We start from the raw sequence: 21,228 nt of genomic DNA on the forward strand, positions 1-21,228 counted from the left end.
GGACGCGCAAAAAAAAGACCGGCTTTCGCCGGTCTTTTTTTACTGCGGTCGGGCCGGATTACTCCGATTCCCACCACATCCAGAAGCTGTCCCACAGGCGCTTGAAGAAGCCGGCTTCTTCGACGGCGGCCACGGCGACCAGCGGCGCCTGGGCGACGACCTGGTTGTCCAGCATCACCTTCAGCGTGCCGACCTGCTGGCCAGCGGTGAACGGGGCTTCGAGGGTCTTGGGAACGTCGATGCTCGGCTTGAGATCGTTGTAGCGGCCGCGCGGGACGCTGACCAGCATCGGCTGGGCGACGCCCAGCTGCAGCGTGGCGGTCTTGCCCTTCCACACCTTGTGCTCGGCCACGACCTTGCCCGGCTCGTACATGCGGTGGGTTTCGAAGAAGCGGAAGCCCCAGTTGAGCAGGGCCAGGCTGTCATCGGCGCGCTGCTTTTCCGAACCGCCCCCGAGGATCACCGCGACCAGGCGCTGGTCGCCGCGCTGGGCCGAGCTCATCAGGCAGTAGCCGGCTTCGGAGGTATGGCCGGTCTTGATGCCGTCCACGCTCTGGTCGCGCCACAGCAGCAGGTTGCGGTTCGGCTGGGTGATGTTGCCGACGGTGAATTCCTTCACCTTGTTGTAGGCGTAGGTTTCCGGGTAGTCACGCACCATCGCGCGGCCCAGCAGGGCCAGGTCGTAGGCGGTGGTGTGGTGGCCCGGGGCGCTGAGGCCGTGCGCGTTGACGAAGTGCGAGTCCTTCATGCCGATCTTGGCGGCGTAGCTGTTCATCAACGAGGCGAAGGCTTCTTCGCTGCCGGCGACGTGCTCGGCCAGGGCGATCGCGGCATCGTTGCCGGACTGGATCGCCATGCCCTTTTCCATGTCTTCCAGGCGTGCGGTCTGGTTGACCGGGAAGCCGCTGTAGCTGCCGTCGGTGCCGGCACCGCCCTCGCGCCAGGCGCGCTCGCTCATCATCACCTGGTCGTCGGTACGGACCTTGCCGTTCTTGACCTCGGCGGCGACGACGTACGAGGTCATCACCTTGGTGATGCTGGCCGGGGCCAGCTGTTCGTGCACGTTTTCACCGGCCAGGACCTGCCCGGTGGCGAAATCCATCAGGATCCAGGCCTTGGAGATGCTGGGCGCGGGTGCCGGCGGGGTGGCCACGGTGGCCGGAGCGGCGGCGGCGGGAGCAGGCGCCGGTGCCGGGGTCGGCAGGGGGGTCTGGGCGGAGACCATGCCCACGAACAGGGTCGTGGCCATGGCAGCGGCGGCAAAGCGGAATTTCATCGGACAGCAAGCTCCTGGAGGGCGCCAAGGGGGGATGAGGGATAACGGCCATTGTAGGACCAAGGAGCGGCGGCACGCGCTGGCGTGCCGCGGGCAGTGGAAGGCTCAGTCCTTCACGATCTGCGGCGCCCCGAAGCCCAGACCGGCAATCCGGCCGGCAAGTTCCGAGGCACTGGCATGGTCGGGGGCCGGCACGCGCAGGCGCCACAGGGTGCGCCCGCCACTGACGATGTCGCTGATGCTGGCCCCGGCGATGCCGGCCGAGGACAGCTGGCCGAGCGCGCGGGTCGCATTGTCGCGGCTGGCGAAACTGGCGACCTGCAGCAGCACGCTGCCGAGCACCTGCTGGGACAGGCTGGCGCTGGGGGCCGGGGCCGGGCGCGCGGCGGGCGCGGCGGCGGGCAGTGCGGCGACCGCCACCGGGGCGCTGTTCACGCTGGCGGCCTGGGTGGTGGCCGGCTTGCCGGTGGCCACGCGTACCCCGTTGTCGCGCATCCAGTGATCGAAGTTGTCGGCGTTGCCCGGCTTGGCCGAGTCGGCCACGCGGTAGCGGTACTGCTCGCCGGCCGGTTTGGCCGCGGTGCCCGTGGCCGTGGCGGCCGGCAGCTTGCCGACCAGGGCATCCATGTCGCTGGCGCGGCGTGCCGCGGTGGCGCTGGCCGTCGTCGCGGCAGCCGCAGCGGCGGCGACCTCGCGGCGTTCGCGGCGGCTGGGCTTGTCGACCATGAGGTTGTCGTCGCCCGGGGCCAGTGCGCGGACTTCCACGTTGCCGGTACCGCGCTGGGTGATGCCCAGACGCACGGCGGCCGCGTAACTGAGATCGACCACGCGGCCGTCATGGAACGGGCCACGATCATTGACCCGCACGATCACCGATTCGCCGTTGTCCAGGTTGGTGACCCGGGCGAAGCTCGGCAGTGGCAGCGTCTTGTGCGCGGCGGTGAAGGCGTACATGTCGTACACCTCGCGGTTGGAGGTCAGCCGGCCATGGAACTTGGCGCCGTAATACGAGGCCGTGCCCTTCTCGGCATAGCCGCGGGTCTTGTCCATCACCTGGTACTGCTTGCCCAGCACCACGTACGGCGATTTGTTGCCGACCGGCGACCGCGGCAGATCCACGACCTCCGGCTCGGGGATGCAGGCTACGTTCGGAATGTAGGTGGGGGTGCTGTCATTCACGCCCGGCTTGTACAGCCCGCCGGCGCGATAATCGCCGCGCGTGCTCGGGTCTTCAGACGCGGCTTTGTACGGCGAGCCATCAGGACAATGCGCCGGACGCCCGCCTTTGCCCTGCACCACCGCGCCGGACGGCTTGCTGCTGCCGGAAGCGGTGCCGCCCCCGGGCTTCTTCGGCGCACTGCTGCAGGCGGCCAGTGCCAGTATCAACAGACCCGGGATCAGCCATCTGGAGCGTGCGATCGTGTTCATGCCGGCGGCAACTCCTGTCCGGCGATGGCCTGGGACAACTGGTACACGGCCATCGCATACATTTTCGAGAGGTTGTAGCGGGTAATGGCGTAGTAGTTCTGGAAGCCCAGCCAGTACTGCTTGCCGGTGCTGCCTTCCAGCGTGATCGGGGTGGCGGTCAGGCCGGCCGCGACCGGAACGCTGGGCTGGTAACCGCGCTGGGCCAGCTCGGAGAGGCTCCAGGTCGGCGCCCACTCGGTCGGATTGAACGGTTCGCGACCCGCCTGCAGCGTGGCCGGCACGGCGACCGGGCCACCGCGGACCCAACCGCCCTTCTTGACGAAGTAGTTGGCGATCGAGGAGAAGACGTCGTCATAGCTGTTGAACAGATCGCGACGACCATCGCCGTTGCCGTCCACCGCGTAATCGAGATAGCTGGAGGGCATGAACTGGCCCATGCCCATCGCGCCGGCGTAGCTGCCCTTGATCGCGGTGATGTCGAGCTTCTCATCGCGGGTCAGCGCGAACAGGCGCGCCAGTTCGTCGCGGAAGAACAGCTCGCGGCGCACTTCGCGTTCGAGCTTGGCCGGATCGCCGCTGCGCGGGTACTTGAAGGCCAGCGTGTACAGCGCATCCAGTACGCGGTAGTTGCCGGTGTTGCCGCCGTAACTGGTTTCCACGCCGATGATCGCCACGATCACCTCGGCCGGAACCCCGGTGCGCTGCTGCACGCGCATCAGCTCATCGCGATGCTGGGCGAGGAACTTCCTGCCGCCTTCGATCCGCGCCTGGCTGATGAACATCGGCCGGTATTCGTTCCACGGTTTGACCCGCTCGGCCGGGCGCGACATCGCCGCGATGATCGGGTCGCGGATCTGCGCCTGGGCCAGGGTCGCCTCGATGTGCGCGGCGGGAATGCCGTAGCGGGCCGCGGTATCGCGCACGAAGTTGGCGCGCGCCACCTCGAACGGGACCGGGGTCAGATCGACCGGGGCCGCGTTGGCGCCCGCTGCCTCGGGGGCGGCTTCGGCCGGCCCTTTGTTCCCCGCAGCGGGTTTGTTCCCCGCAGCGGGTTTGTTCCCCGCAGCGGGTTTGTTCCCCGCAGCGGGAGTGACGGGAACCCCCGAGGCCTGCGGCGACGGTGAAGGAGTCTGCGGCTGGGTCGCACAAGCGACCAAACCGAGCGTGAGCATGCAGGCCAGGGAGCGTCGAATCATCGCGGCAGGTTAGCAGGTCATGGATGAATTAAAACCCCTAACACCATGAATCTCAACGGATTGCCTGAGTTCCACCGATGCCGTTAAGGCCGCGTGTAGGACGCGCCGGCTCACTTCCCCATTCATGTTGAGCCGCACGCAGGACGACCGTGCGGTGGAACGGGACGCGCTCGCGCCTCCGGCAAGGCTGCCTGGCACACGCCACGACCGGCAGGGGCGGCAACGCACGTCTCACTTTGTGCGCTGGCAACACCGGGCGAAGAGGTCTGCCGGCTGCGTCCCCATCCCCGCGGACGCAACCGGCCAAACCGGACCCGATCGGCAGCGGCGCGGCGCGCATCTCCCCAGCGCGCGCCTCGCCCTCTCTACCTGTGAGGTCAACTACTCCCCGCCAGACTCCCCCTTCGCGATGCTTGGCTCAGCGCGTCGTTGTTGGCGGGCCGCCATTGTGCAGGCCGTTTGCGACAAGTCCATTGATCGAGATCAAGTCACTTCATATCTGTGCGCCACTTCTCACTTTTGCGGCGACAGCTTGACGATGCCTGCACGTGGAAGCGTTTTCGCCTGGGCGCGTGCGCAATGCATCGCGGATGCCGGCATCATGTCGAATGCACCGGCTGATGCTGCCGCGCGGCCATCACCAGCCCGAAGCTGGCCAGCAGCGATACCGCCGAGGTGCCGCCATAGCTGATCAGTGGCATCGGCACGCCCACCACCGGCAGCAACCCGGAGATCATGCCGCCGTTGACCAGCACGTAGACGAAGAACACCAGGCCGGTGGTGCCGACCAGCAGCCGCGAGTATCCACAGCGCGACTGGCTGGCGATCCACAGGCAGCGCGCGGTGACGAACAGGAACAGACTGAGCACCACCGCCACCCCGACCCAGCCGAACTCCTCGGCCAGCACCGAGAAGGCGAAGTCGGTGGTGTACTCGGGCAGGAAATCCAGCGTGGCCTGGGTGCCCTGCCCCCAGCCTTTGCCGTGCATGCCACCCGAACCGATCGCGATCTTGGACTGGATGATGTTCCAGCCGGTGCCCAGCGGATCGTTCTCCGGATACAGGAAGGTCAGCACGCGATCCTTCTGGTACTGCCGCAGCAATCCGAACCACGCCAGCGGCGCCGCCACCGACAAGCCCCCCAGCGCCACCGCCATCCACCACCAGCGCAGCCCGGCCAGCAGCAGCGCGAACACGCCACTGGCGGTCACCAGCGTCGCGGTGCCCAGGTTGGGCTGCAGCAGGATCAGCACCGCAGGGCCACCGATCAGCACGGCGGCGGTCAGCACCGCGCGCGGCCGCGGCGGCAAGGGCTGTTTGTGCAGGTACCAGGCCATCATCATCGGCAGGCTGAGCTTGAGCAGCTCGGAAGGCTGCAGATAGAACACGCCCAGGTTCAACCAGCGCTGGCCGTACTTGCCGGTGCCGACCACATACACCGCCAGCAGCGGCAGCAGGGAGAGCGTGTAGATCCACGGCGACCACACGCGCAGTTCCACCACCGGCAGCCGCGATAGTCCCCACAGCGCGGCAAGGCCGGCCCCGTAGCGCATCGCCTGGGCATGCACCGGACCATCCACGCTGTGAAGCACGGCCAGGCCGGCCACCATCAGCAGGCACAACGCGCCCAGCAGCGGCAGGTCCAGCGTGCGGAAAAAGAAATGGAACACGGCGCGTGCGCGCTGCAGTAGTTCGACCATGCGGACGACTCCTGTGGATGACGCGACGCACAGCAGGAGGCGACACGGCGAACAGAAAGCGGGCCCGACAGGCGGGCCGGCGCGAGCGCAGGACCGTAACACGCGTGGGCACCGCAAACCTTAGCCGACACGTACCGCCGATCACGGCGTACGCATCGCGTGCGCTCAGCCGTAGCCGCCGTGCACCGGGTTGTGGCGACGTACCGCCATCACCAGGCCGAAGCCGGCCAGCAGCGATACCGCCGAGGTACCGCCGTAACTGATCAAGGGCATCGGCACCCCGACCACCGGCAGCAGGCCGGAAATCATGCCGCCGTTGACCAGCACGTAGACGAAGAACGCCAGGCCGGTCGCGCCCGCCAGCAGGCGCGAATAGGTATCGCGCGACTGCGAGGCGATCCACAGGCAGCGCCCGATCACCACCAGGTACAGCGCGAGTACGATGGCCACGCCGATCCAGCCGAACTCCTCGCTGAGCACGGAGAAGGCGAAGTCGGTGGTCTGCTCGGGAATGAAGTTCAGGTGCGACTGCGAGCCCTGCCCCCAACCCTTGCCGTCGAAGCCCCCCGAGCCGATCGCGATCTTGGACTGGATGATGTTCCAGCCGGCGCCGAGCGCATCGCTCTCCGGGTCCATGAACATCATGATGCGGTCCTTCTGGTACGGCCGCAGCAACCAGAACCAAGCCACCGGGGCGGCCGCGGCGACACCGCCGACCGCCACCCCGACCCACCACCACGGCAGGCCGGCCAGCAGCAGCACGAAGGCGCCGCTGGCGGCGATCAGCACGCCGGTGCCGAAGTCCGGCTGCAGCATCACCAGCCCGGTCGGTACGCCGATGATCACCGCGCTGGTCAGCACCGTGGAGAAACGCGGCGGCAGCGGCATGCGATGCAGATACCAGGCCACCATCATCGGCAGGCTGACCTTGAGCAGTTCGGCCGGCTGCAGGTAGAACAGTTTCAGATCCAGCCACTGCCGGCCGTACTTGCCGGTGCCGAGCACGAACACGGCCAGCAGCGGAATCATCGAGACCGCGTAGATCAACGGCGTGGCCGAGCGGATGCGCAGGATCGACACGCGCGAGATCGCCCACATCGCGGCCAGGCCGACCGCGAAGCGCGCGCCCTGCGCGAACACCAGGCCGTCGCCGCCGGCGCTCTTGAGCACTGCCAGGCCGATCAGCATCAGCGCACCCAGGGCCAGGCACAGGACCCAGTCCAGCGAGCTGCTGAAGCGGACGGCCATATCGACCGCCCAGCGCAGGAAGACCTTCATCGTGTCCGCTCCGGTGCGGTCGGCGGCGCGGTGGCACTCGGCACGGGGGCGCCGGGCAGCGGCGCCGGCGCGGGCTCGGGCGCGGCAGGCACACCGACCATGACCGGCAGCAGCTCCAGCGCGGCCACGGCGGCATCGCCCGCTTCGCGTGCCGCACCATCGCCCCCGTCGAACGCCGTGATGCCGATCGCGGTGGTGCCGCGCTCACTGTCCAGCGGTTCCAGGCCATCGGGCATCTTGCCGAGCAGCCAGGCGTCGAAGATCTTGCGGGCGATCGGTGCTGCCGCCGAGCCACCGTAACCACCGCCCTCCACCGCGATCGCCACCGCGATCACCGGGTGGTCGGCCGGTGCGAAGCCCACGAACAGCGCGCGGTGGCGCAGATGCAGCGGCAGGCTGCGCGGGTTGACCGCCGCGGTACCGCGGCGGCTGATCACCTGCGCGGTGCCGGTCTTGCCGGCCATGACATACGGTGCTCCGGCGGCAGCACGCGCACCGCTGCCGCCCGGCTGCATGGTGCCCATCATGCCTTCGCGCACGGCCTGCAGATTGCCCGGCGTCGGGCTGATCGGCTTGCTCTCGCCCGGCGGCGTGGCGGTCCAGTCCGCATCGAAACCGGCGCGCTGCTGCATTACTAGGTGCGGCTGCCGCAGCTGGCCATCGGCGATGCCGGCCACCCCATGCACCAGCTGCAGCGGCGTGACCTTCCAGTCACCCTGGCCGATGCTGACGTTGACGGTGTCGCCGGGATACCAGCGCTCTTTGCGCGCCTTGAACTTGGCCGCCGGCGACGGCAGGATGCCGCCGATCTCGCCGGTCAGGTCGATGCCGGTCGGCGCACCGAACCCGTAGTAGCCCATGTAGTGGTCGAAGCGGTCGATGCCCAGATCCAGCGCCAGCTTGTAGTAATACGTATTGACCGACTGGGTGATCGACTTGCGCAGATCGGTCCAGCCATGGCCGCCACGGTTGGCATCGCCCCAGCCGCGCGAGGTACCGGGCAGATAGAACATGCCGGTGGAGAGGATCTTGTCTTCCGGCCTGCGCACGCCGCTGTCCAGGCCAGCCAGCCCGATCAGTGGCTTGATGGTGGAACCGGGCGCGACACCGCCCAGCACCAGGCGGTTGAACTGCGGCCGCGAGGGGTTGTCGTTGAGCGCTTTGAAGTCGGCGTGCGAGATGCCGTTGACGAACAGGTTGGGGTCGTAGGACGGCAGGCTGACCATCGCCAGCACTTCGCCGGTGCGCGGGTCCATCGCGACCGCCGCGCCCTCGAACTCGCCGAAGGCGGCGACCATCGCGCGCTGCAGGTCGGCATCGATCGACAGCCGCAGATCGCTGCCCGACTGCGCCGCGACCCGACCGATGGTGCGGATCGCCCGGCCCTGTACGTTGGTCTCGACCTGCTCGTAACCGACCTTGCCACGCAGCTGCTGCTCGTAATAGCGCTCCAGCCCGGACTTGCCGATGTGGGTCAGCGCGGCATTGCCCTCGCCCAGCATCTCCAGGTCCTTGTCATCGACCCGGCCGACGTAGCCGATGATGTGCGCGAACAGATCGCCATACGGATAGCGACGGGTCAGGTACGGCTCCAGCTCCACGCCGGGGAAACGCCAGCGGTCCACCGCGAAACGCGCCATCTCCTCATCGGTGACGCGCAGCTTGAGCGTGACCGGCAGGAAACTGCGGCGTGCCTTGCGCGACCGGTTGAAGGTCTCGATGTCTTCCGGGCTGAGGGCGAGGATCTTCGACAGGCCCGCCAGCGTGGCGTCCATGTCCTTGACCTTGTCCGGGGTGATGTCCAGGCGGAACGCCGGCACGTTCTCGGCCAGCAGCCGGCCGTTGCGGTCGTAGATCATCCCGCGCCCCGGCACCACCGGCCGCGGCTTGATCCGGTTGGCCTCCGAGCGCGTGGCGTAGATGTCGTGGTCCATCACCTGCAGCTTGAAGTACCAGCCGCCCAGGCCGAGCAGGCTCACCAGCACGCCGAGGAAGCCCAGCGCGGCGCGGCGCCGGAACTGTTCTGCCTCGGCATGCGGATTCTTGGCCTGGCGGCGCATGTACATGTCAGCGCCCGCGTCGCCCGAAACGCAGGGCGTCCAGCAGTACGAACACCAGCGGCCACAGCGCCATGCCCAGCAGCGGCGCCCACCAGTACGACCACGGCAGGGTCGGCTCGCCGACCACGATGTGCACCACCGCGCTGACGATGCGATCGTTGAACAGCAGGCCGCCGATCGCCAGGATCTGCTGCGACATCGGGAAGAAGCGGATGCGCGCGCGGAAGCGCTGGAGGATGAAGGTCAGAATCACCAGCCGCAGCGCCTGCTCGCCGAGCACGCCGCCATAGAGCAGATCGGCGATCACGCCGCTGGCGAAGGCGATGCCCAGCCCGACCCGGTCCGGTGTTTCGATCACCCAGTAGGCCAGCACCAGCGCCAGCCAGTACGGGCGCAGCGGCTGCAGCAGGGCCGGCAGTGGCAGCAGGCCGAGCAGCAGGGCCACCACCAGGCTGACCGGCAGCACCCAGGGTTTGTCGCGCAGGCGGCTCATCGTTGCGGTACCTGCGGTTGGCTTGGCTGCGGCTGCCGGCCAGCGGCCGGCACTACCGGTGTCCCGGCTGGAGGAGAGCCCCCTTGTTGTTCAAGGGGGCGCGCCGAAGGCGCGGGGATAAGGTCAGATGCCCCCCCGGCAGCCGGATTCGTCGCAGACGCATCTGGCTGAGTCCGTTCGTGCGCCGCAGGCTCACGAACGGCCGGTCCACCGGCTTCGCTGGCATCACGGCGCAGGTTCGGCGGGATGCGGATCGCCTCGCCCGGGCGCAGCAGCAGCACATCGCGGCCGCGGTCGAGCTGGGCGGCCGGCTTCAGCTCGCCGACCAGGAAGGCATGGGTGTCATCCGGGCGCAGCGCGGTGATGCTGCCGACCGGGAATCCGGCCGGGAAGCGCCCGCCGAGACCGGAGGTCACGATCTCATCGCCCACTTCCACCCCGGCACTGAGCGGAATGTCGCGCAGTTCGAGCGTGTCGCCACGGCCGTAGACGATCAGGCGCACGCCGTTGCGGGCCACGGTGACCGGCACCGCGTGGTCGGGGTCGGTGAGCAGCAGCACGGTCGCGCTGTTGCCGGTGGTGGCGATCACCTGGCCCATCAGGCCACCGGCATCGATCACCGCCTGGCCGACATGCACGCCATCACGGGTGCCGGCGGCGAGCACCAGGCGCTGCCGCACCGGGTCCAGGTCGATATCCAGGATCGGGGCGAGCTGCACGTCCAGGCCACTGCGTTCGGCCACGTTGAGCAGCTCGCGCAGCTGGGCATTGTCCAGCGCGGCGGTCTGCAGGCGGGTCAGCCGCGCATTGGCGATCAGCAGCTGGTTGCGCAGTTCGCGGTTCTCGGTGACGAGCTGGCCGTGGCTGGCCGCGTTGTCCTTGACCTGGGTGCCCAGGCGACCCGGCAGACCGGCCAGCGCCCACACCGGCTGCACCAGCACGTTGGCCTGCGCGCGCAGGCGCGACAGCCAGCCGGCCTGGTCATCGAGCACGATCAGGGTGATGGCCAACGCCAGGTAAGCGAGCAGGCGCAGCGGACTGGCGGCATCGCCCTGGCGGGAGGCTACGGGAGGACCGGCGTAAGGCGGCACAGGCGTCGACTGGGAAAAGTGTGGATGAAGCGCGCGGAACGAGAGCGCAGCGGGAACAGCATGCGACAACGCCCCGGCGGGGTGACGCCCGGTGAGCGGGGCTCACCGGAGGCATCACGCCGCAGAGGCGTGTCTACGATACACGGCCGGTACGGCTCACTCCGGCGCAAAGAACTCGTTGCCGTGCATGTCCACCAGCTCCAGCGCACGACCACCACCGCGGGCCACGCAGGTCAGCGGGTCATCGGCCACCTGCACGTGCAGGCCGGTTTCCTCGGAGATGAGGCGGTCCATGTCGCGCAGCAGGGCGCCACCACCGGTCAGCACGATGCCGCGCTCGGCGACGTCGGCGCACAGTTCCGGCGGGGTCTGCTCCAGCGCCAGCTTGACCGCGCTGACGATGCCCGACAGCGGCTCGTGCAGGGCTTCAAGCACCTCGTTGGAGTTGATCTTGATCATCTTCGGCACGCCCTCGGCGAGGTTTCGGCCGGAGATTTCCATCTCGATCACTTCCGCCTGCGGGTAGGCGCAGCCGAGCTCGACCTTGATCCGCTCGGCGGTGGCTTCACCGATCAGCATGCCGTGGTTGCGGCGCACGTAGTTGGTGATCGATTCGTCGAAGCGGTCGCCGCCGATGCGCACGGAGGCCGAGTAGACGATGCCGTTCAGCGAGATCACCGCCACTTCGGTGGTGCCGCCGCCGATGTCGATGACCATCGAGCCGCGCGCTTCGGTCACCGGCATGCCGGCGCCGATCGCAGCGGCCATGGGCTCTTCGATCAGGAACACATCGCGCGCGCCGGCCTCCTCGGCCGATTCCTTGATCGCGCGGCGCTCGACCTGGGTCGAGCCGGCCGGCACGCAGACCAGCACGCGCGGGCTCGGGCGCAGGAAGCGCGACTTGTGGACCTTCTTGATGAAGTGCTTGAGCATCGCCTCGGTGTAGGTGAAGTCGGCGATGACGCCATCCTTCATCGGGCGGATGGTGGTGATATGCCCCGGGGTACGGCCGAGCATCTGCTTGGCCTCGGCGCCCACGGCAGCCACGGAACGGGTACCACCGATGGCACGGTCCTGGCGCACGGCCACGACCGACGGCTCGTTCAGCACGATCCCCTGCCCACGCACGTAGATGAGGGTGTTGGCCGTGCCCAGGTCGATGGACAGGTCATTGGAGAACATGCCACGCAGTTTCTTGAACATCTGGGAGTTGATCCTGAGGGGTGTCGCGCCCAACGCGGGATGGCGAAAAAATGGGCAGAATTCGAGGTCGACAAGCCTAGCAATCCCCCTGTGCGCGAGCAAGGACAAATCTGGCCGAAAGCCAGCCTTCACGGCCATTCAGGCCAATCCGGACAGCCCGGGTTCTGGCCCAAAGCCGCCTCACCCGTTAACCTTTGCGCCGCAGGGCGCCGCGAGGCGCCGTTTCGTTGCCCGCCAGACGGGCCTCAAACTCCCTTCCGCATAGGCCTTACTCGATGTCCGCTTTGATCTGTGGTTCTCTTGCCTTCGACACCATCATGGTGTTTCCGGACCAGTTCAAGAATCACATCCTTCCGGACAAGGTGCACATCCTGAATGTGTCGTTCCTGGTGCCGCGCATGCGTCGTGAATTCGGCGGTTGCGCAGGCAACATCGCCTACAACCTGTACCTGCTGGGCGGCGAGCCGATCCCGATGGGCACCGTGGGCTCGGACTTCGGCCCGTACCGCGAGTACTTCCAGGGCCTGGGCATCGACCTGAGCCGGGTCAAGGTGATCGACGAGCTGTTCACCCCGCAGGCGTTCATCACCACCGACCACGACAACAACCAGATCACCGCCTTCCACCCGGGCGCGATGATGCGGTCCTACGAGAACCACGTGAAGGACGTGCCGGGCGTGACCCTGGGCCTGGTCGGCCCGGACGGGCGCGAGGGCATGATCCAGAACTCGCAGGAATTCTTCGAAGGCGGCGTGCCGTTCATCTTCGACCCGGGCCAGGCCATGCCGCTGTTCAACGGCCCGGAGCTGCGCACCTTCATCGAACAGGCCGACTACGTGGTGGTCAACGACTACGAGTCCAACCTGCTGCAGGAGCGCACCGGCTGGGATGAAAAGGAGATCGTGAGCCGGGTCAAGGCCTACATCACCACCCGTGGCCCGAAGGGCGCGGTCATCCACACCCCGGAAAAGACCTATGACATCCCGCCGGCGCACGAGCGCCGCGTGGTCGACCCGACCGGTTGTGGCGACGCCTTCCGCGCCGGCCTGATCTACGGCATCGAGAAGGGCTACGACTGGCTGACCATCGGCCGCATGGGCAACCTGATGGGCGCGCTGAAGGTCGAGCACCCGGGCACCCAGAACCAGCGCTTCACGTTTGATGAGTTCAATGAGCAGTTCAAGCAGCAATTCGGCTACGCGCTGACCGTTTGATCGCAATGCGATCAAACGCTGCCCACGATTCGCCGTAGCGAATCGCGGGCCCCAATTGCATGCCACCTCATCCCCGCGCCTGTCGGCGCGCCCCCTTGAACATCAAGGGGGCTCCCCACCAGAGGAGACTCGAGGGGTGATGCGGGTAGAGCCAGGCCATGCCTGGCTGCTTCTGGCACCCACGTAAGGTTGCGTGGCGACTCTTGGGGCGATCAGGCCGAAACCCGCTTCCCTTCCCACGCCGCCAGCACCTCGCCGCAGTCGGCCAGATGCCAGCACGCCAGGCCCGGCCACGGGTTGTCCGGCGTGTTGACGAGCAGGGTGCGGGTACCGGCGGCGCGGCCGCATTCGAGGTCGAAACGGTGATCGCCGACTATCACCATCCGGGCGGGCGCTGCCTGCCAGCGCTCGGCGAAATACTGCAGCCCGGCCGGTGACGGTTTGGGCTGGGCTTCGTCGCGGCCGATGATGTCGTCGGTGGCGAACACATCCCCCACTCCGATCGCCTGCAATGTCACCTGGGCCAGTTCGCGCGCGTTGCGGGTCAGGATGCCCAGCCGGCAACCCCCATCGTGCAGCGCGCGTACCAGGGCCACGGCACCGGGAGCGGCCTGCGCCTGCTCTGCCAGCGCGCGTTCGTGTGCCAGCAGCCAGTCATGCTTCTCCGCCGCCACCTCGGCCGGCAGCGCGGCGAGATGGGTGAGGATGTCGTCTTCCTGCGGGATCGCGAGCTCGCGTTTGATGTGCTGGAAATCATGCACCGCCACGGTCAGCGTGCCGTCCATGTCGAACACCCAGTGACGGAGGGCCGGCAGGCCGCTCACTGCCACCACTGCGGCATCTGGCTGGCGTCCACGCCGCCGGTCTCGAATACGGCTGTTCGCGTGCCGCCGGCCTTGACCGGGAATTCGATGCTGATCACCTTGGCCTTGCGGGCCAGGTTCCACAGCGCCTTCTGGTCGGTGATGAACATCGCGATCGCCTCATCGGTATCCGGGCGCCAGGCCGCCATCGCCACCGGCTTGCCGTCGTCGACGGTCACCTTGACCTGGCACTTCGGGCAGCGGAAATCGCCGGCCTGCAGCACGAGGTAGGCGTGGCGCTTCCACTCGGGATGATCGCGGAAGACCAGCTGCACCGGTTTGGCACCGCTGCCGTCCACATCCACCCGCTCCTTGCTGTAGATCTGCGCGGAGGCCTGGATGCCCTTGGTTCCGACCGGGATCTTGTTGTACTGCCACAGCGCCTGCAGGCGGCGCGTCTCGCGCGCGGCTTCAGCCTTGGCCTTGACCTCGGCGTAGCCCGGTTCGATCCGGGCAGCCACGTCGGTGTCCTTGTACTGATCCAGCAGCGAGCCGCCGTGGATGCGCGCGCGCTCCCAATCCTGGGCCGCAACGGCCATGTCGTACTGCTTGGCCACGCCTTCAGCCTTCTCTTCCTGCTGCGCCTTGGCGGCGGCCGCGGCGGCCTGCTGCGCCTGGCGCTCGGCGTCGGGGTTGCTGCAGGCGGCCAGCGCGAAGGCGCAGGCCGCTACCAGGATCAGTCGCTTCATTGGGTGCTCCGTGTTGGACGATGGCGCGCCAGGCGCCTGCGCCTACTTTATCGCCAAGCGCGTCATGCCGGCACAACGCCGTTCGGCGCCACCGTCACGGCGTGGCCGGCTGCCCTTCGCGCCACCACTGGGTGGACGGTGCCGGTGCGCGGATATCCAGGCGCTCGCCCATGTGCGGCGCGGTCAGCGCCACGCCCTGTTCCTGCGCCAGCGTGGTGATGCGTTCGAACGGTTCGGTCCACGGGTGCAGCGCGAGGTCGAAGGTGCCGTTGTGGATCGGCATCATCACCTTGCCACGCACGTCCAGGTGCGCCTGCAGGCTCTGTTCGGGCTGCATGTGCACGTCCGGCCACTGCGCATCGTAGGCGCCGGTCTCGATCATGGTCAGGTCGAACGGGCCGTAGCGCTCGCCGATGCGGGCAAAGCCATCGAAGTAGCCAGTGTCACCGCTGAAGAAGATCCGGGTATGCCCGGTGTCGATCACCCACGAGGCCCACAACGTGCGGTTGCCGTCGGCCAGGGTGCGCCCGGAAAAATGCTGGGCCGGGGTCGCGACGATCTTCAGGCCCTCCACGCGGGTGTCCTGCCACCAGTCCAGCTGCACCACCTTCGCCGCCGGCACGCCCCACCCGATCAAACGGTCACCCACGCCGAGCGCGGTGACGAAGTGCTGCACCTTCGGCGCGAGCGCGAGGATGGCCGCGTGGTCGAGGTGATCGTAGTGGTCGTGGGAGATGATCACGCCGGTGATGGGCGGCAGTTCGTCGATGCTCAACGGCGGGGCGTGGAAGCGCTTCGGGCCCATGAACGACATCGGCGAGGCGCGCTCGGCGAACACCGGGTCGGTCAGCCAGAAATGGCCGTCCAGCTTCATCAGCATCGTCGAGTGCCCCAGCCGCCACAGGCTGTCATCGGGCGCATCGAGCAGGGCCTGGCGGGTCAGCGCCTGCACCGGGATCGGCGCCAGCGGGCTGGCATCGGCCGGCTTGTCGAACAGGAACTTCCACATCACGCCCAGCGTGCCGACGAAGCCGAGCGCGCTCTTGCCGACGGGATTGTGGAAGCGCCCGTCGCCGAACTGCGGCGACTGGTCATAGGCGGCAGCCGGGCGGGCACCGCAGGTCAACAGGCCAATGGACATGGCGATCAACACCGTAAGAAGGAGGAGGAATCGAGGCAGGCGACGCGTCATCGGGGCTTGCCCTGGAAAGTACACCGGCGAGTGTACTTGCCTTTTCCGAAAAGTAAACTGAACGGTGTAAAATGGCGGCATGAGTCCCTCCGACCGCCCTACCCGCCTGACCGACCGCAAGCGCGCGGCCATCCTCGAGGCGGCGGTAGCCGAGTTCCGCACCTTCGGCTTCGCCGGCACCAGCATGGACCGCATCGCGGCCACGGCCGAGGTATCCAAGCGCACCGTCTACAACCACTTCGCCAGCAAGGACGAACTGTTCACCGCGATCCTGTGGCAGCTGTTCGAGGCCAGCCAGGCGCTGGATGTCGTGCCGTACGATCCGGCACGGCCGCTGCGCGATCAGTTGCTGGTGTTCGCGGCGCGGAAGATGCGCCTGCTCGACGACCCCGGCTTCATCGATCTGTCCCGGGTGGCCATGGCCGAGCTGGTGCACACGCCCGAACGGGCGCGCGAGATGATGGACAAGCTGGCCGAGAAGGAAGAAGGCCTGACCGGCTGGATCCGCGCCGCCCAGGCCGATGGCCGGCTGCGCGCGGAGATGCCGCCCGCCGAGGCGGCCCACCAGTTGCAGGCGATGCTCAAGGCATTTGCGTTCTGGCCGCAGATCACCTTCGGCCAGCCACCGCTGGCACCGGCGCAGCAGCAGCAGGTGATGCACGACTGCGTGGACATGTTCCTGGCGGTGCGCGCGGTGTGAGCGCTGGCGCCGAGGCATGAAAAAACGGCGGGTTTCCCCGCCGTTTTTCGTTCAACCGATACGTCTGGCGATTACGGCTTGGCCGTGCCCGCCTCGGCCTTGTCCAGCATGTCCTGGACCGAGCCGGTGGTGATCGGGTGATACCCCGGCTTCGCCTTGGCGAAGGCCGCCTTGGCAAAGGCCAGGCCTTCCGGCGTCTTCACCAGTTCGGCGTAGATCGGCAGGATCAGCTTGCGGCGGCCAACGCGCTCGATGAACGCACCGGCGGCCTCGTTCGCGTCGCTGTAGCCGCTGCGGATCGTCAGCGGGTACCAGCGCATCGCGATCTCGCCATTGGCCGTGCCGGTGAAGTGGTACGCCTTGTCCAGCGCAGCCAGTTTCTCGACCGGCAGGGTCTTGCCCAGGCCGTCGATGAAGTGAACCCATTCCTGGGTGCCCCACTCGCCGGTGATCTGCGCGTTCGGCAGCGTGTTGCTGCCCTGCCACGCGATGCGTGCGGTATCCACGATGGAGAAGTTGCGCGAGCGGGCCTTGGTCGCGAACGACGGGATGCCCGGCTCGTCCAGCCATGCCTTCAGCTCGGCATCGGTGACAGCGCCGGGCTTCTTGGACAGCAGATTCTTCTTCAGGTACTCGACGAACTGGTCGGTGTTGGCGCTCTGGAAGGCGTGGTCATCGAACCAGCCGCGCAGGAACGGATCGAAGGTCTCGCGGCCGAAGCGCTGCTCCAGGAACTGCAGGAACCACGAACCCTTGACGTAGGCGACCTGGCTCAGCGCCTCGTCCGGATCACGCTCGCTCAGCGGCGGCAGCGCCAGGGCCTGGTCGGCCTCGCTCATGCCCTTCACTTCGGCGAGCAGATCGTTCTGGTCGATCTCGCGCTCCATCTCGGCCATTTCCTGGCCGTACAGCGCCTCGGTGATGCGGCCCTGCACGTAGGTGGTGAAGCCTTCGTTGAGCCAGATGTCCTTCCAGCTGGCGTTGGTCACCAGGTTGCCCGACCAGCTGTGCGCCAGTTCGTGGGCGACCAGCGAGACCAGCGACTTGTCGCCGACGATCACGGTCGGGGTGGCGAAGGTCAGGCGCGGGTTTTCCATGCCACCGAACGGGAACGACGGCGGCAGCACCAGCATGTCGTAGCGGCCCCAGCGGTACTCACCGTAGAGCTTCTCGGCGGCGCCGATCATCTTCTCGGTGTCTTCGAACTCCTTGGCGGCCTTGCCGACCATGGTCGGTTCGGCCCACACGCCGGAGCGGCCGGAGATCGGCTCGAACACCAGGTCGCCGGCGGCGATGGCCAGCAGGTAGGACGGAATCGGCTGCGGCATCTTGAAGGTGTAATCACCATCACGCGCGGCCTTGGGATCGTTGTCGGCGCTCATCAGCACCATCACGTCCGGGCGCGAGACCACATGCACGCTGTAGGTGAAGCGCACGCTCGGGGTGTCCTGCAGCGGCACCCAGGAACGGGCGTGGATCGCCTGCGACTGGCTGAACATGAAGGGCAGCTTCTTGCCCTCCGTCATCGACGGCTCCAGCCACTGCAGGCCCGAGGCGGTCGGTGCGGTGTGATACGTGATCACGACCTTGGCCGGCTGGTCCGGGGTCTCGATGCTCAGCTTGCTGCCGAACACCTTGTCGGCCGGTGCCAGCACGAAGGGCAGCGGCGCGGTCTTGCCGTCGGCGGCGATCGCCTCGACCTTCTCCACGCTCAGCTCGCGGGTGTCCAGCACCAGCTGCCTGGCGGCTTTGTCCTTCCATTCCAGGGTGTAGGTCGCGGTGCCACCGATCTGCTTGCTGTCGAAATCCAGCTTCAGATCCAGCGCGAGGTCCTTGACGACCACCTTGTCCGGCTCGGCGTACGAGCTTTCATCGTGGCTGCGGCTGTCCGCTTTCATGGCAGTGCCCGCCGGCGCGTTGGCAGTGGGATCGACGGTCGGAGCCGCCGGTTCTTTGGAGCAGCCGGACGCCAGGGCGACGGCCAGGGGAATCAACAGGAACGGAGATCGCATGAACGGGACCGATCGGGGTGAAACGACCAGTTTACCCCTGTCCAGGGACCTCGCGCAGGCCGTACGTGGCGGTCTGCGCATTCAGTTGGCTGCGCGAAGCGTCAGAGCTTGTAGCCGGAGTGGATCGAGACGATCCCGCCGGTCAGGTTCTTGTAATGGCACCGCTCGAAACCGGCCTCGGCCATCATCGCCTTGAGCTGCTCCTGCGGCGGATGCTTGCGGATGCTCTCGGCCAGGTACTGGTAGCTGTCGCCATCGCGCGCGAACAGCTGGCCCAGCTTCGGCAGGATCTTGAACGAGTGGAAATCGTAGATCGGCTTGAACCAGTCCGCGGTGACCTCGGAGAATTCCAGCACCCGTGCCTGGCCGCCCACCTTGAGGACGCGGTGCATCTCGCGCAGGCCGGCTTCCTTGTCGGTGACGTTGCGCAGGCCGAAGGCGATCGTGACCAGGTCGAAGCTCGCATCCGGGAACGGCAGTGCTTCGGCGTTGCACTGGACGTAGTTCAGGCCCGCGACCAGGCCGCGGTTGGTCAGCCGGTCGCGGCCCACCGAGAGCATGCCGGCGTTGATGTCGCCCAGCACCACTTCACCCTCGTCCCCGACCCGCTCCTTGATCAGCGCGGCGATGTCACCGGTGCCGCCGGCCAGGTCGAGCACGCGGTCGCCCGGCTTCACCTGCGCGGTTGCTACGTAGTAGCGCTTCCACGCCCGGTGGATGCCCAGGCTCATCAGATCGTTCATCAGGTCGTAGCTGCGCGCGACCGAGGTGAACACTTCGCCCACCAGCTTCTGCTTGTCCTTCGCAGCGACATCGCGGAAGCCGAAATGGGTGGTGCCAGTCTTGTAGGGGGATTCGCTCATGGGACGATTATCGCACCGCCGGCGCCGTTGCGGCAGGCCGCCCACTATCATGAAGGCCTTCACGTCCCTGGAATGCGCATGATCACCACCCCCGACTACGCCGCCCTGCTCGAGACCGCCATCGCCGAAGCCCGCCAGGGCCTGGCCGAAGGCGGCATCCCGATCGGCGCCGCGCTGTACCACAACGATGGCCGCCTGCTCGGCTGCGGCCACAACCGCCGCGTGCAGGAAGGCGACCCGTCCGTGCACGGCGAGACCGATGCGTTCCGCAAGGCGGGCCGCCAACGCCGGTACCAGGACACCATCATGGTCACCACCCTGGCCCCCTGCTGGTACTGCAGCGGGCTGGTCCGCCAGTTCAACATCGGCACCGTGGTGGTCGGCGAATCGGTCACCTTCCAGGGCGGCATCGACTGGCTGCGCGAGAACGGCGTCACCGTGATCGACATGCAGAGCCAGGCCTGCATCGACCTGCTCGGCGGCTTCATCAACGCCCATCCCGAGGTCTGGAACGAAGACATCGGCGAGTAAGTACGCCCGCTTCTGCGCGGATCCGCGCGAAAGAGCCCCGCGCGCTCCCGTTGCGGCGCGCGCGGGCGCTGCAACGTTCTGAATGCTTCAGTGACACGGCCAGGGTGCAGGCCCCTGTGCCGCGGGTGTCTGCGCGTGGCGCCGTCACGCGCCGTCGACCGCTGCCGGACACTGCGAACACACGGTGCTAACAACGCTGCTGCATGAACGTCTTAAGGTGGTTGCACAGGGGGCACCATCGTCGAGGAGACGTCATGCATGCCCAAACCCGCCGCACCTCCTCCGTCGAACCTGCGTTGATGGACGCGTGGGAAAGACTGCAGGTGCATTACGCACGCCACCACAACGCCGCGCCTTTCTGGGATGCCTACCAGGCGATCCAGGATGAGTTGACGCGGCGCCATCCCCATCACCGCGTCGCGGTCTGCAACCGGCTGGCCACCCTGGCCGAACGCCTCGGCGTGGTCCACCACGCGCATCTGCTGGGCGAACACCGCAGCCAACGCCGCCACACAGGCTCCACATCGCCATGACATCGCTTGCACCGCGCCCTACGCCATCATCCAGATTCCCTTCTTCCCAGACTGAAGTGACCATGTCTTCCGCCCAGATCTCCATCCCTGCCGTCATCGATGTCGACGCCGAAGTCAGCCACTGGCGCCAGCTTCATGCCGACGGCAACCTCGGGACGGGCTCGTTCGGCCATTACGTGCCGTGGATCAAATTCGCCTGCGATTCGCTGATCACGCAACCGCGTGCCAGCGATGAGCAGCGCGATGAAATGTTCCAGACCCATTACGCGCTGCAGATCATGCCGCGCCTGTCCGAAGAACAGGCACGCCAGTTCGTCGACCAGTGCTGGGAACACGTCTACCATGCCGGCCGCCATGACCTGTCCTCGCGCCCGCGGCTGCACGCCCGCGCCTGACCCGCGCCGGCTGCACAGCGCCTGCACGGCGCGCCACCAATGATGCAGGCACCTCGGCTCCCACCTGTCGTGCCTCATGAAACTGCGCAGTCTCTTCAATCTTGTCGCCAAGAAGGCGTCCTATGCGGCGGGAACGCCGTGGACCTTCCTGGCGGCGGTGACGATCGTGGTCATCTGGGCCCTGAGCGGCCCGGTCTTCAAGTTCAATGACACCTGGCAGCTGGTGATCAACACCGGTACCACCATCATCACCTTCCTGATGGTGTTCCTGATCCAGCACAGCCAGAACGCGGACACCGCCGCGATCCAGATCAAGCTCGATGAACTGATCCGCGCCACCAAGGACGCCAACAACGAACTGCTCGATCTCGAGGAGCTCGATGAAGAGCGGCTGGAAGAAATCCGTCGCGAGTACGAACGGATGGCACGCGAAGCCGGCAATGCGCTGGACCGCGCGCGGCGCTGCCACGGCGATGGCCGGGCCGATGATCCGTGACCGGCACGGGTGCGA

20 protein-coding genes are annotated in these 21,228 nt (G+C 67.3%); 6 read left to right on the forward strand and 14 right to left on the reverse strand.

The window, feature by feature from the left end; genetic code table 11:
- Nucleotides 1-58: 58 nt before the first annotated feature.
- The 9 genes from ABE424_RS07810 to ABE424_RS07850 form a co-directional block, all read right to left on the reverse strand.
- Nucleotides 59-1,276 (reverse strand): D-alanyl-D-alanine carboxypeptidase family protein, encoded by a 1,218-nt coding sequence (locus tag ABE424_RS07810; protein WP_179460038.1) that lies wholly within the window; start codon nucleotides 1,274-1,276, stop codon nucleotides 59-61.
- 105 nt (nucleotides 1,277-1,381) lie between these two features.
- Nucleotides 1,382-2,704 (reverse strand): septal ring lytic transglycosylase RlpA family protein, encoded by a 1,323-nt coding sequence (locus tag ABE424_RS07815; protein WP_346492374.1) that lies wholly within the window; start codon nucleotides 2,702-2,704, stop codon nucleotides 1,382-1,384.
- Nucleotides 2,701-3,900, reverse strand: coding sequence for a lytic murein transglycosylase B (gene mltB / locus ABE424_RS07820; RefSeq protein ID WP_346492375.1), 1,200 nt, complete (start codon nucleotides 3,898-3,900; stop codon nucleotides 2,701-2,703). The genes ABE424_RS07815 and mltB overlap by 4 nt, the downstream gene beginning before the upstream one ends.
- 599 nt (nucleotides 3,901-4,499) lie before the next feature.
- Nucleotides 4,500-5,600 carry a rod shape-determining protein RodA gene (gene rodA / locus ABE424_RS07825; RefSeq protein ID WP_176988169.1) on the reverse strand — a complete coding sequence of 367 codons (1,101 nt, stop codon included), beginning with the start codon at nucleotides 5,598-5,600 and terminating at the stop codon, nucleotides 4,500-4,502.
- A 165-nt stretch (nucleotides 5,601-5,765) separates the two neighbouring features.
- On the reverse strand, nucleotides 5,766-6,878 hold the full coding sequence (gene rodA, locus ABE424_RS07830; protein WP_019186040.1) for a rod shape-determining protein RodA: 1,113 nt from the start codon (nucleotides 6,876-6,878) through the stop codon (nucleotides 5,766-5,768).
- Nucleotides 6,875-8,944 (reverse strand): penicillin-binding protein 2, encoded by a 2,070-nt coding sequence (gene mrdA, locus ABE424_RS07835; RefSeq protein WP_346492376.1) that lies wholly within the window; start codon nucleotides 8,942-8,944, stop codon nucleotides 6,875-6,877. The genes rodA (ABE424_RS07830) and mrdA overlap by 4 nt, the downstream gene beginning before the upstream one ends.
- Before the next feature lies 1 nt (nucleotide 8,945).
- On the reverse strand, nucleotides 8,946-9,431 hold the full coding sequence (gene mreD / locus ABE424_RS07840; RefSeq protein WP_019186042.1) for a rod shape-determining protein MreD: 486 nt from the start codon (nucleotides 9,429-9,431) through the stop codon (nucleotides 8,946-8,948).
- On the reverse strand, nucleotides 9,428-10,522 hold the full coding sequence (mreC, locus tag ABE424_RS07845; protein ID WP_346492377.1) for a rod shape-determining protein MreC: 1,095 nt from the start codon (nucleotides 10,520-10,522) through the stop codon (nucleotides 9,428-9,430). The genes mreD and mreC overlap by 4 nt, the downstream gene beginning before the upstream one ends.
- A 156-nt stretch (nucleotides 10,523-10,678) precedes the next feature.
- Complete coding sequence (locus ABE424_RS07850; RefSeq protein ID WP_019186044.1) at nucleotides 10,679-11,725, reverse strand: rod shape-determining protein; 1,047 nt, start codon at nucleotides 11,723-11,725, stop codon at nucleotides 10,679-10,681.
- A 275-nt stretch (nucleotides 11,726-12,000) separates the two neighbouring features.
- On the opposite strand from ABE424_RS07850, the gene ABE424_RS07855 reads away from it, so the two are divergent.
- Nucleotides 12,001-12,939, forward strand: a complete 939-nt coding sequence (locus ABE424_RS07855) for a carbohydrate kinase family protein (protein WP_346492378.1) — start codon at nucleotides 12,001-12,003, stop codon at nucleotides 12,937-12,939.
- Nucleotides 12,940-13,151: 212 nt separating this feature from the next.
- Here the strand turns inward: ABE424_RS07855 and ABE424_RS07860 are convergent, their stop codons facing one another.
- The 3 genes from ABE424_RS07860 to ABE424_RS07870 form a co-directional block, all read right to left on the reverse strand.
- Nucleotides 13,152-13,724: an HAD family hydrolase gene (locus ABE424_RS07860; RefSeq protein WP_346492409.1), complete on the reverse strand. Its 573-nt coding sequence runs from the start codon at nucleotides 13,722-13,724 to the stop codon at nucleotides 13,152-13,154.
- Between the two features lie 35 nt (nucleotides 13,725-13,759).
- On the reverse strand, nucleotides 13,760-14,491 hold the full coding sequence (locus ABE424_RS07865) for a hypothetical protein (protein WP_346492379.1): 732 nt from the start codon (nucleotides 14,489-14,491) through the stop codon (nucleotides 13,760-13,762).
- Nucleotides 14,492-14,585: 94 nt separating this feature from the next.
- Entirely contained in the window at nucleotides 14,586-15,632 is a 1,047-nt protein-coding gene (locus ABE424_RS07870) for an MBL fold metallo-hydrolase (RefSeq protein ID WP_346492380.1), read from the reverse strand.
- 130 nt (nucleotides 15,633-15,762) lie between these two features.
- On the opposite strand from ABE424_RS07870, the gene ABE424_RS07875 reads away from it, so the two are divergent.
- Entirely contained in the window at nucleotides 15,763-16,383 is a 621-nt protein-coding gene (locus tag ABE424_RS07875) for a TetR/AcrR family transcriptional regulator (RefSeq protein ID WP_346492381.1), read from the forward strand.
- Between the two features lie 71 nt (nucleotides 16,384-16,454).
- On the opposite strand, the gene ABE424_RS07880 is transcribed toward ABE424_RS07875, so the two are convergent.
- Both ABE424_RS07880 and ubiE read right to left on the reverse strand, forming a co-directional pair.
- Entirely contained in the window at nucleotides 16,455-18,395 is a 1,941-nt protein-coding gene (locus ABE424_RS07880; protein WP_346492382.1) for a M1 family metallopeptidase, read from the reverse strand.
- A 101-nt stretch (nucleotides 18,396-18,496) separates the two neighbouring features.
- Complete coding sequence (gene ubiE, locus ABE424_RS07885; protein WP_019186052.1) at nucleotides 18,497-19,258, reverse strand: bifunctional demethylmenaquinone methyltransferase/2-methoxy-6-polyprenyl-1,4-benzoquinol methylase UbiE; 762 nt, start codon at nucleotides 19,256-19,258, stop codon at nucleotides 18,497-18,499.
- 78 nt (nucleotides 19,259-19,336) lie between these two features.
- Here ubiE and ABE424_RS07890 point away from each other — a divergent pair, with 78 nt between their 5' ends.
- From ABE424_RS07890 to ABE424_RS07905, 4 genes are all read left to right on the forward strand, one after another.
- Nucleotides 19,337-19,789 carry a nucleoside deaminase gene (locus tag ABE424_RS07890; RefSeq protein WP_176988159.1) on the forward strand — a complete coding sequence of 151 codons (453 nt, stop codon included), beginning with the start codon at nucleotides 19,337-19,339 and terminating at the stop codon, nucleotides 19,787-19,789.
- Nucleotides 19,790-20,043: 254 nt separating this feature from the next.
- Nucleotides 20,044-20,322, forward strand: coding sequence for a hypothetical protein (locus ABE424_RS07895; protein WP_346492383.1), 279 nt, complete (start codon nucleotides 20,044-20,046; stop codon nucleotides 20,320-20,322).
- Between the two features lie 62 nt (nucleotides 20,323-20,384).
- The gene (locus ABE424_RS07900; RefSeq protein WP_346492384.1) at nucleotides 20,385-20,717 is read left to right on the forward strand and encodes a hypothetical protein; all 333 of its coding nucleotides are present in this window, start codon (nucleotides 20,385-20,387) and stop codon (nucleotides 20,715-20,717) included.
- A 76-nt stretch (nucleotides 20,718-20,793) separates the two neighbouring features.
- On the forward strand, nucleotides 20,794-21,213 hold the full coding sequence (locus ABE424_RS07905) for a low affinity iron permease family protein (RefSeq protein ID WP_346477721.1): 420 nt from the start codon (nucleotides 20,794-20,796) through the stop codon (nucleotides 21,211-21,213).
- The last annotated feature ends 15 nt before the right edge of the window (nucleotides 21,214-21,228 follow it).

The organism is Stenotrophomonas sp. TWI1149 (assembly GCF_039673155.1).
Taxonomy (GTDB): Bacteria; Pseudomonadota; Gammaproteobacteria; order Xanthomonadales; family Xanthomonadaceae; genus Stenotrophomonas; species Stenotrophomonas maltophilia_AA.